The organism is Micromonospora sp. NPDC002411, assembly GCF_053592955.1.
Genome location: NZ_JBSFBM010000625.1, coordinates 1 through 1,521 on the forward strand (window position 1 = coordinate 1; position 1,521 = coordinate 1,521).

Consider the following 1,521-nt stretch of genomic DNA (forward strand, 5'->3'; position numbering starts at 1 on the left):
TCGCACGGCCGACCGGCGGGCCGCTGGGATGGCGTCGGCTCTGTAGGATCCGCTCGGCGGTTGAGCGGAGGAGTGGGATGCAGGCGGAGAGCCCATACAGGTATACGCATATGTTGGGTGCGTGCCAGGTTGGCAAGGCCTGGGCCGCGGTCGACAAGGAAGGCCAGTTCGCCACGGTGGCCGTGTTGGACGGTGCCGCCGCGGCCGACGAACGGTGGCGCGCGGCGTTCGGTGCGGCGGCCAACGCGTTGGCCCAGGCCGCCGGCGGTCACCCCTACGCGGACGCCGACCTGTCAGCGGCCCACCCCTGGGTGGCCTACCGGGCCAACGAGGGGCACGCCCCGCAGCGGCTCTTCCAGAGCCTCGGCCTGGACTACCAGCCGGTGCCCGACCTGCCGGTCTCCGCGCCGCCCGCCTCGGCGCCACCTGCCTCCGCGCCGCCGGTGTCCGGCGTGCCGCAGCAGGTCAGTGGGCCACCGACGCCGGTCTCCGGTACGCCCGAACTGGTAGAGCACCCGCCGCAACTTCCCTGGGCGATGCACGCGGCACCGACCTCGGGGCAGCCGGTGTCGGCGTCCCCACAGCCGGTCTCGGCCGCGCCGTCCTCACCCGCGTCGACGCAGCCGGTCTCCGCTACCCCACAGGCGCCGGTCTACACCACCAGTGCCGAACAGGTCTCTCCGTTCGATCCGTTCCCCACCTCCGGGGGCCGGCGGATCGCACCGGTGGCTCCGAAGCCGAGGCGGCCCAACTGGATTTTCATCACAGGTGCGGTGGTGCTCACCTTGGTCGCTGGCACCACTGGATTCGTCGTGGGCCGCAGCGGCAGTGACGGAGGGTCGCCGAAGTCGACTGCGGCGACCCTGCCGCCGTATGAGACGACGCAGCTGTCCATCAACAAGACCAAGTTCCTCGAGAGCGAATTGGCGCCGCTGGCCGAGCCCTGGCTGGCGCAGGCCAGCTCCTGTGCGGCCTACGACGAGCCGGCCGCCCCGAAACTGCCGGCTGACGAAGCGCAGCATTTCTTCTGCCACTATGGCAACGCGTTCACGCACTTTGTGCTCTATCCGACCAAGAAGGAGAAGGACGCGGCCCGCGCGTACCGCCTACAACTCAACCTTGCCGGCGGGGCGCTGGCACCGGGGTTGCGCCAAGCGACCCGTACGAAGGGCAACAAGTCCGGTGTCGAGGGCAGCTACGTCGAGTACGCAGTCACCATGCCCGACGGCAGGACCCTGTGCGGTCTCTGGTGGGATCGTGACGACACGAATGGCGTCACCTACATCGAGGCGCTCTGCAAGGAGAGCCTCGCGGGCAACTGGGATGCGTTGCGCGATCTCTGGCGTCGCGGTAGCTGAGCGAGGGTCGGACGCAGCCGACCGTGACGGCGTTCGGACCACAAAGGCCTCCGGCTGGTGAACCCGCTTCGCCTGGGCGATCTTCATGATCATCGTCCTGGTGTCGCTGTTCAACTTCCTACTCGTCCGCCGCTCGGCGAAGTGAGGAGAGATCGATGATCTC

At 69.0% G+C, this 1,521-nt stretch carries 1 protein-coding gene; it reads left to right on the forward strand.

The window, feature by feature from the left end:
• Positions 1-110: 110 nt before the first annotated feature.
• Positions 111-1,358, forward strand: coding sequence for a hypothetical protein (locus ACWCO3_RS34555; RefSeq protein ID WP_450014203.1), 1,248 nt, complete (start codon positions 111-113; stop codon positions 1,356-1,358).
• The last annotated feature ends 163 nt before the right edge of the window (positions 1,359-1,521 follow it).

Bases quoted from the DNA above. Each gene is read 5' to 3' on its own strand.
- ACWCO3_RS34555 (WP_450014203.1), top strand. From the start codon at position 111: ATGTTGGGTGCGTGCCAGGTTGGCAAGGCCTGGGCCGCGGTCGACAAG.